This is a genomic window from Paenisporosarcina sp. P4_E4_2, from assembly GCF_056401595.1.
This window is the reverse complement of the sequence record NZ_JBFUJC010000127.1, coordinates 1-8,372: the sequence shown is the minus strand read 5'-3', so window position 1 is coordinate 8,372 and position 8,372 is coordinate 1. Positions and strand designations below refer to the sequence as shown.

Sequence of the window (8,372 nt, the reverse complement as noted above, 5' to 3'; positions counted from 1 at the left end):
AAGATGATGGCTGCTAAAGTTGTCGCATAAATCGCATTCGGTATGCTGATTAGAAGCGATGAGTTGTTTAAATACGTAACTGCACCGTCAGCGACACCCTCACCAGATGCGAAAGCTTTATTGACGAACAAATTTATTTGCCCAACCACAGAGTTCAATAAAGAAGGGATAATCAATATAATGAAGGCTTTTTTGAAATCCGGCTCCATAGTGAAATCCATCCGCCATTTATAATCGGAACGGCCTAGGAAATATAACTGAATAACCACACCTAAAATTGTTCCGAATACAAATCCGTAGACCAGTGAATAAATTCCCCATACATCACTGAAGAAAATGGCGAAAATGGCTGCCATCAATGTAGCTAACAACTTCGCTAATTGTGAAGGTACAAATATGCGCCGGGACTGAAGATAGGAATCCAATAGTCCGGTTAACGCAATTAACATCATGAATGCAAAGAAAATCTGAGTCATTTCAACGGCATACGGCTCTATGCCTGCCTTCATATTGGGATAAATGACGGGAACAAACTGTTTCGCAAAAAACCATCCCAAAATACTGATAAAACCAAAGATGATCATTGTCCAGTTCAGGAGGGCATTCGCATTTTGTTCACTAGTATCCAATCCTGTTTTTTTACGTTTAATATACATTGGCAAAAATACATTATTGAAGCCTGTAGATATCATGGCCACCACTAATGTAATAAAACTGAAAGCGAGGTAGTAGCCATCTGTTTCATTTGATACCCCAAACTCATTCGCGACTACTGCTTCACGAACGAACCCTGATAATTTCAGCAATAAAGCAAGTCCTGTTGACCATAACGCAGCTTTCTTCAAGTTACTCATCTTACACCTACCTATTTAGAAAAACTCCTTGCTATAGGAGCAAGGAGCCTTAGATTATTTAGAGATTGCACGTTTATAGATACTTTCATATTTTTCGGCAGCTGCGTAATGAGAATATTGGTCCACGATTTTTTTGCGTGCAGCATCAGCCAGCTGTGATCCTTCTTCACGGTTTTCAAGAAGATGAATCATGGCATTTGAAAGATCTTCAATGTTTCTTTCTTCAACAAGCAGACCATCTTTTTCATGGTCAACAATTTCTTTTAATCCACCTACAGCACAAGCGATTAGTGGTACACCTGAGCCCATTGCTTCAAGAGCAGAAATGGATGTAGCTTCTTCAACTCCTGCACTATATATAGAAGGAACTAATACAACATCACTTAGAGCAAAGTACTCGATCATGTCTTTATGAGCAACGGCGCCTAGTAATGTAACATTGTCTGCTACGCCTAGTTCTGCAGCTTTAGATTTGATTTCATCAAACATTTCACCTGTGCCTGCAAATAGTACACGAGCGTTCGGGAATTTCTCCAAAACAGGTGGGAATGACAATACTGGATAAATAACGCCATTTTTACGAGTTAAACGACGTGGAACGAAGAAGATAAGTTCATCTTGATTTAAGCCATATTTGTCACGGAATTCACGGCGACGTTCAACTTCTGGTTTAAATGAATCTACATCAATGAAGTTTTTAATCATCGTTCCGTCAACGTTTGTTTCACGCTTCACATAATCTTTAATGCGTGTATCAACCGTAATGACTTCGCGTGTAGCCGTATATCCTACACGTTCTACTGCCATTAGCTTGTCCGCATGTTTTGATCCTTCAGCAACAGATCCTTTTGAAATACCTTCATACGTTAAATAACCATGAACAGTGGTAACAGTCGGAAGACCTGCTGCAAGAGAAGCACGAGTGGCGAATACGTCTTGCGCATTAACTACGTCGTACGCTTTATATTTATCTTCACGTAACATTTTTTCGAGGAATGCTTGGCGACGTTCTAACGTCCACACATAACCAGCACCTAAAGAAATCTTGTTTAAAATAAACGACGGACCACGTGCAATAAAATCACGTTTCCATTTTGGTACATCAGAGAAAGATAAAGTATCCACTTGATGTCCACGAGCTTCAAGCCCGGATTGTAATGTTGTCATATGTGTCGAAAGGCCACCTAAATGAGGATAGTCATACGACGTGACTAATAAAATTTTCATGAATGACAATCTCCTTTAGTTTCCGAATTTTTCTTTTAATAAATCCAAGTTGCGCATAGCTTCACGACGAAGTTGATCGACATTAGGTTCCATTGTTTTCTGTGCAGCTTCTTTGTTGTCAAGTAAATAAAGGGCATTCTCAAGAAGTTTTGCCTGATCAATTTCACCTAAACGGAATGAGTAGTCCCACATGCCAGAACGTTTTAGAAAGCTTTCTACTTTCTTATCGTAACTGAACCCAAGATGAGGAACATTGCTGAGTGCTGAGAATATTAAAGCATGTAAACGCAAGCCGACAGTTAAATCCGCATGGCGGATAAAGTTTAAAAATTGATTTGGTGAAAAATCCGAACCAAGCATATACGTTTTGTCTGCGTGTTTCATATGTGACAATACATCATTGGAAGCTGGTACATCATATTTTCCTTCCATTGGAACGAAAACCGGTGTAACGCCACGTTGTTCAATTAACTCATCTAATAAATGAGCCATCTTTTCAATGTAGTCCGGATGCTCAAACCATGGACGTACAGTAACGGCAACGATTTTTTCGTCACCTTTTAAAGGAAGTGAATCATATGCCGAGTTTTCTTCATCTGCTCGGAATGCGAAAACGATATCAGCAGTCACCACTGTTTCAGGTCGCTTAACACCGAGTGAATGCAGATAGTCTTTTGAATATTGGTCACGGACCGTGACGAAGTCAGCCAGGTTAGCAAAGATTTTCATCAAAATCTTACCCCATGTAGAGGTAACAGGGCCGATTCCTTGTGAAAAGAACATTACTTTTGCTCCACAAAGTTTAGCTAAGAACACAATTAGTAAATAATAAGGAAGCGGGCCGAATAAAAACTTCGTTGGGTAAGTGTCTTGAAGCAAGCCGCCACCACCGGAAATCAATAAGTCTGCATCACGCAACGCTCTTACTTTTTCCTTATTTTGATGTCTCCATCCACGATAAACAGATTTCACGCCATGTTCCTTCGCTGTTAATTCAGGCGATAGGGAAAACACCGTGATTTCAGGATTGTTTAATTCAGAACGCAGATTATCTACGATCGCTTTTAGTATCGCTTCGTCTCCTGTGTTACCAAGACCATAGAAGCCGGATAATACAATTTTCAAATGAAGTCCTCCTCATAACAAAAGCTTTCACAACGAAGTGAAAGCGTCTTATGTCCAAATTTTATCACTTGTCACGGATGCTATGCAACTAAACAAAGAATCTGCTATACTATATCAATTGAATGTGAACGAAATGAGGCTGTAAATAGTGAAAGAGACCTACTTAGGCGTGGATGTATCGCCATTAACATATGAAGGAATTATCAGTGAATTACAACAGAAAATGGCTCGTAATGAGCAGTCAACAATTATCGCAGTAAACCCGGAAAAAGTCATTACGGCAAATCGGGATCCACAAGTGAAAACGTTAATTAATGAATCAACTTTCCAGATTCCTGATGGCGTTGGTATCTTATTGGCTTCAAAACTAAAAGGTGGAAAGATTACTTCTCGGGTAACCGGGGTAGACATGATGGGGAAACTTCTGGACTTCGCCGCATCACATGGCCATCCGGTTTATTTTTATGGGGCAAAAGAAGAAGTCGTGACTAAAGCGATTTCAGAGATTCAAAAAGAGAGACCGCTTCTGACCGTTGCTGGATATACAAATGGTTATGAGAAAGATGAGGCAGCTTTGGTACAACGTATTCATGAAAGTGGAGCGAAGATATTATTCGTTGCACTCGGCAGCCCAAAACAGGAACTATGGATAAAGAGGAACCTGGTAAACCTTCCAAACGTTCTTGTTTTTCAAGGGGTCGGTGGGAGTTTTGATGTATTTTCGGGAATGGTCAAAAGAGCACCCGCACTTTTCCGTAAGTTTGGGTTAGAATGGTTATATCGTTTGGCAAGTAACCCATCACGTATCAAACGTCAAATGAACTTGCCGATCTTTTTATGGCGAGTATTAATAGGTAAGAAATAACATTGAAATCGTGTGATTTCTATTCCTATAATTGCGGTACTTGAGTGACCAATACAAAACACACTTATAATAGAAGAAACTAATTTATTTTCATTCAGAAGGAGAATACTTATGAAAAAAACCATTTGCGTAGTTGGACTCGGATATATCGGATTACCGACTGCTGTCATGTTTGCAAATCATGGACACCAAGTTCACGGAGTGGACGTTAACGAAGACACGGTTAAAATGATACAAAAGAAACAATTACATATCGAAGAAAACGGTCTACAGGAGCGTTTGGATAAAGCGATTGATTCTGGTTCACTGACTGTTTCTACAGAACCAATCAAGGCGGATGTCTTTATTATCGCTGTACCTTCACCAATCAAAGCAGACAAAACAGCTGATTTAGAATATGTAAGAATAGCTACTGCATCTACAGTACCTTTCCTTGAAAAAGGTAACTTGGTTATTTTGGAATCAACTGTTCCTCCACGCACGGTAGAAGATGTCATGATGCCTGAATTGATTAAGGCGAACTTAGAAATTGGCATGGAATTGTTAGTGTCCCACTCACCTGAACGCGTGATCCCAGGTCGAGTATTTGAAGAATTGGTTTCCAACGACCGTATTATTGGTGGTGTCAATGTAGAGTCAGCTAAACAAACGACAGCACTTTATCAATCATTCGTAAAAGGTACGATGCATGAAACCGATGCAACGACTGCTGAACTTGTAAAAGTAATGGAAAACACATACCGAGATGTTAATATTGCTTTCGCAAATGAATTGGCAAAAATCGCACAGAATATTGGCGTGAATATTTGGGAGGCAATCAAGCTTGCTAACTTCCATCCACGGGTGAATATTCATATGCCAGGCCCTGGTGTTGGTGGACACTGTATCGCAGTTGATCCTTGGTTCTTGGTGGAACTTGATCCGCAACAAGCGAAGATCATTCACTTGTCACGACAAACAAATGATGGCATGCCATCCTATACAGCTCAATTAACGGCAGATATTTTAAATGCAAAAGGCATTAAGGATCCGAAAATTGCTGTACTCGGATTAGCATTTAAAGGCAACATTGACGATATGCGTGAAAGTCCTTCTGTTGACGTAGTGGAACAACTTCGTGAGCGACAAATGAGTTTGTCAGCATACGATCCACATATTAAACACAACAACTTGCCGGAACAGACGCAAGATCAATTTGTAGCGCTTCAACATGCTTCGGCGATTTTAGTGTTAACTGATCACCAAGCGTTTAGAGACTTGAATCCGGATGAAATCAAATCACATATGACCAACCACATCATTATCGATACGAAAAACTGTATTGATCGTGCGAAATGGGAAGCAGCTGGATTTGATGTATATCTTTTAGGTGATTCCAAGAATTAAGGGAGGCATTGTTGATGAAAAAAGTACGCAAAGCAATTATTCCAGCTGCAGGTTTAGGTACACGTTTCTTACCAGCAACGAAAGCAATGCCAAAAGAGATGCTGCCTATTGTTGATAAACCGACCATTCAATATATCGTAGAAGAGGCAATTGCTTCTGGTATTGAAGATATTATCATCGTTACAGGTAAAGACAAGCGTGCCATCGAAGATCATTTCGATTCCGCGCCACTTCTTGAAAATACATTATATGCAAAAGAGAAATTTGACTTGCTGGAAGAAGTACAACAATCCGGAAAAGTTGAAATTCATTACATTCGCCAAAAAGCACCCCTTGGATTGGGACATGCTGTTTGGACAGCCCGTAAATTTATTGGGGATGAACCTTTTGCGGTTTTACTTGGTGACGATATTGTCCAAGCTGAAACACCTTGCTTGAAACAGTTGATTGAAAACTATGAAGAGACAGCTTCCTCAGTGATTGGTGTAATGGAAGTTCCAGAAACAGAAACTCACCGTTATGGCGTCATCGATCCTTCCGAACAAATAGGTTCACGTTACAAAGTTCGTAAATTCGTAGAAAAGCCGAAGCAAGGTACAGCTCCTTCAAATATGGCGATTATTGGTCGTTATGTGTTTACTCCTGAAATCTTTAAGTATTTAGATGAGATGGAAATAGGAGCGGGTGGCGAAATCCAATTAACGGATGCCATTGAAAAGTTGAACGGTGAACAAGGTGTTTATGGATATGCTTTTGAAGGAAATCGTTATGATGTAGGTGAAAAACTTGGTTTTGTCGAAACCACTTTGGAATTTGCCCTGCAACGTCCAGATTTAAAAGACGATTTAATCGCCTACATGAAAAAGAAAATTGAACAGTATGAATAAGACATCGCGAGCAATCGCGATGTACTTGCGTCTAGAACTAATTGGAAAGGGGGATGAGTGATGAAAATTTTATTGGTAGCCAATATGTATCCATCCTCAAACTTCCCAAGTTACGGTGTCTTTGTACAAAACACCGAAAAGATTTTACAAAATGAAGGCTTTCAAGTTGATAAAGCCGTTTTACAGAAGAAAACATCTAAACTGTCTAAAATATTGGGTTACGCTATTTATTACAGCAAAATCTTATCAAAAGGTTTAACCGGAAACTACGATGCAATTTATGTGCACTATGCTTCTCATAATGCCATGCCTCTATTATGGTTGAAAAAGCTGAAGCCTTCTGTCCGAATTGTGACAAATGTTCATGGTAGCGATGTGGTACCGGAAGTTGCTTCACAGGAAAAATACCAGCCGGCAGTTAAAAAACTGCTTCAACAATCATCACTCATAATTACACCTTCTCATTACTACGAAAAATTAGTGCAACAAAAATATGGTGTCAAAACACCTATACGCGTATTTCCATCTGGTGGGGTGAATGCGGAAGTCTTCCACCCGAAAAAAAACCAACGTATAGATATTTTATCTCAACTAAAACTAGATCCTGCTTTCCGTTATATCGGATATGTTGGAAGACTGGATGTCGGAAAAGGTTGGGATCATTATTTGCGGGCCATTTCGTTTTATGTGAACGAAAAGCCAGAGGAAAGAGAACGTACCCGTTTTATTGCAGTAGGTTCCGGTAAAGAAGATGATGCATTTAAAGAACTTGCGAAATCATTGGGCATTGAAGATGTCATCATTCACTATCCTTTGATGAAACAATCTAATCTAGCAAATATCTATACTGTCATCGAAGCATTCATATTTCCGACAACCAGAAAAGGGGAAAGCCTGGGTCTCGTTGGACTAGAAGCAATGGCATGCAAAACGCCAATTCTTGCCAGTGCAATAGGGGGCATCCTGGATTATGTACAAGATGGTCAAAATGGATGGTTGTTTACCCCGGGTGACGCTGTTCAATTAAAAGATTTATTGGTTAAATTTGATGAACTGTCGAAAGAAGAATTTGAAAAGATTTCTCAAGCGGCTTATGAAACCGCCTTACAATATGAACAAACAACAATTCAAACGAAGCTTTCAGCTATTTTTAATGAATTGAATCCACAAACAACTAACGAAAGAGGATTTTAACTTGCTATGAATCAAACTAAATTTCTAATCTATTTTATTGCTTTTCTTGTGCTTCAACCCGTCATTGATGTATTAACAGCTGGGTCCAAACTTTTATTGGGCTCGAATATTACAATAGGAGTCATGCTCCGCTTTGCTTATATGGGAACAATGGGTTTATTTTTATTATGGATGGCCCGCTCGAATAAATTGGMACGCGGCTACATAATATACCTAGTTGGCTTAGCACTAATTATTGGTATTAACATTTTCCTGAATATAAGCGTCAAAGATCCTTATTATCTATTCCAGGAATTAAAGTTCTTCAATAAAGTAGTATATTTCAATATCGTGTTCCTTGGATTCATGATTGTGTATAAACAATTACAAGCACGTGATTGGGATATCGAGAAACATACGACGAAATATATGTGGTTAGCAGGCTTTATTATCGGCGCAGTATTTATCATAGCTCAGCTTACTGGCACGAGTTTATCCAACTATGCACATACCAAAGTTGGTTACTCTGGTTGGTTCTATGCAGGAAACGAAATAGGGGCAATTATGGCGATTATCTTACCGATTCTTGCACTGTATGCAATCGAACGAACAACAAATGCTAAGAAACCGTGGTTCTGGATTCCATTTGTCATGTTGTCACTAGGAATGCTAGCATTAGGAACTAAGGTTGGTTRCGGTGGAATACTGGTTGTCCTTTTATCAGTACTGATTGGTAGCATCATCATGTATGTGTTTATGAAGCTTAGAACGCAACAAGTAAAATCAAGTTTAATCATTTCTTTCGGATTAATTGTTTTACTTGCAGCTGCAACACCATTTACACCTGTTTTCGGA

General features: G+C 39.3%; 8 protein-coding genes. 5 read left to right on the top strand and 3 right to left on the bottom strand.

Annotation, left to right across the window (positions count from 1 at the left end; translation table 11 throughout):
• The 3 genes from AC1DSB_RS10455 to csaB form a co-directional block, all read right to left on the bottom strand.
• Positions 1–854: lipid II flippase MurJ (locus tag AC1DSB_RS10455; RefSeq protein ID WP_477586681.1), on the bottom strand; the 854-nt coding region annotated here is incomplete at its 3' end.
• A 54-nt stretch (positions 855–908) separates the two neighbouring features.
• A complete protein-coding gene (locus tag AC1DSB_RS10450) occupies positions 909–2,081 on the bottom strand; it encodes a glycosyltransferase family 4 protein (RefSeq protein WP_477532879.1) in 1,173 nt (390 codons plus the stop codon).
• Positions 2,082–2,096: 15 nt separating this feature from the next.
• Positions 2,097–3,206: a polysaccharide pyruvyl transferase CsaB gene (csaB, locus tag AC1DSB_RS10445; protein WP_016428091.1), complete on the bottom strand. Its 1,110-nt coding sequence runs from the start codon at positions 3,204–3,206 to the stop codon at positions 2,097–2,099.
• Between the two features lie 145 nt (positions 3,207–3,351).
• Here csaB and AC1DSB_RS10440 point away from each other — a divergent pair, with 145 nt between their 5' ends.
• The 5 genes from AC1DSB_RS10440 to AC1DSB_RS10420 all read left to right on the top strand — a co-directional run.
• Positions 3,352–4,071 (top strand): WecB/TagA/CpsF family glycosyltransferase, encoded by a 720-nt coding sequence (locus AC1DSB_RS10440; RefSeq protein ID WP_477532948.1) that lies wholly within the window; start codon positions 3,352–3,354, stop codon positions 4,069–4,071.
• Between the two features lie 111 nt (positions 4,072–4,182).
• Positions 4,183–5,457 carry a nucleotide sugar dehydrogenase gene (locus AC1DSB_RS10435; RefSeq protein ID WP_477532945.1) on the top strand — a complete coding sequence of 425 codons (1,275 nt, stop codon included), beginning with the start codon at positions 4,183–4,185 and terminating at the stop codon, positions 5,455–5,457.
• A gap of 14 nt (positions 5,458–5,471) precedes the next feature.
• The gene (galU, locus tag AC1DSB_RS10430; protein WP_477532946.1) at positions 5,472–6,344 is read left to right on the top strand and encodes a UTP--glucose-1-phosphate uridylyltransferase GalU; all 873 of its coding nucleotides are present in this window, start codon (positions 5,472–5,474) and stop codon (positions 6,342–6,344) included.
• Positions 6,345–6,404: 60 nt separating this feature from the next.
• The gene (locus AC1DSB_RS10425; protein WP_477586680.1) at positions 6,405–7,538 is read left to right on the top strand and encodes a glycosyltransferase family 4 protein; all 1,134 of its coding nucleotides are present in this window, start codon (positions 6,405–6,407) and stop codon (positions 7,536–7,538) included.
• A gap of 6 nt (positions 7,539–7,544) precedes the next feature.
• Positions 7,545–8,372 (top strand): O-antigen ligase family protein (locus tag AC1DSB_RS10420; RefSeq protein ID WP_477586679.1); only part of this gene is annotated, 828 nt, incomplete at its 3' end.

Coding starts and splice junctions, on each gene's coding strand:
- AC1DSB_RS10450 (WP_477532879.1), bottom strand. CDS start 2,081: ATGAAAATTTTATTAGTCACGTCGTATGACTATCCTCATTTAGGTGGC.
- AC1DSB_RS10435 (WP_477532945.1), top strand. CDS start 4,183: ATGAAAAAAACCATTTGCGTAGTTGGACTCGGATATATCGGATTACCG.
- galU (WP_477532946.1), top strand. CDS start 5,472: ATGAAAAAAGTACGCAAAGCAATTATTCCAGCTGCAGGTTTAGGTACA.
- AC1DSB_RS10425 (WP_477586680.1), top strand. CDS start 6,405: ATGAAAATTTTATTGGTAGCCAATATGTATCCATCCTCAAACTTCCCA.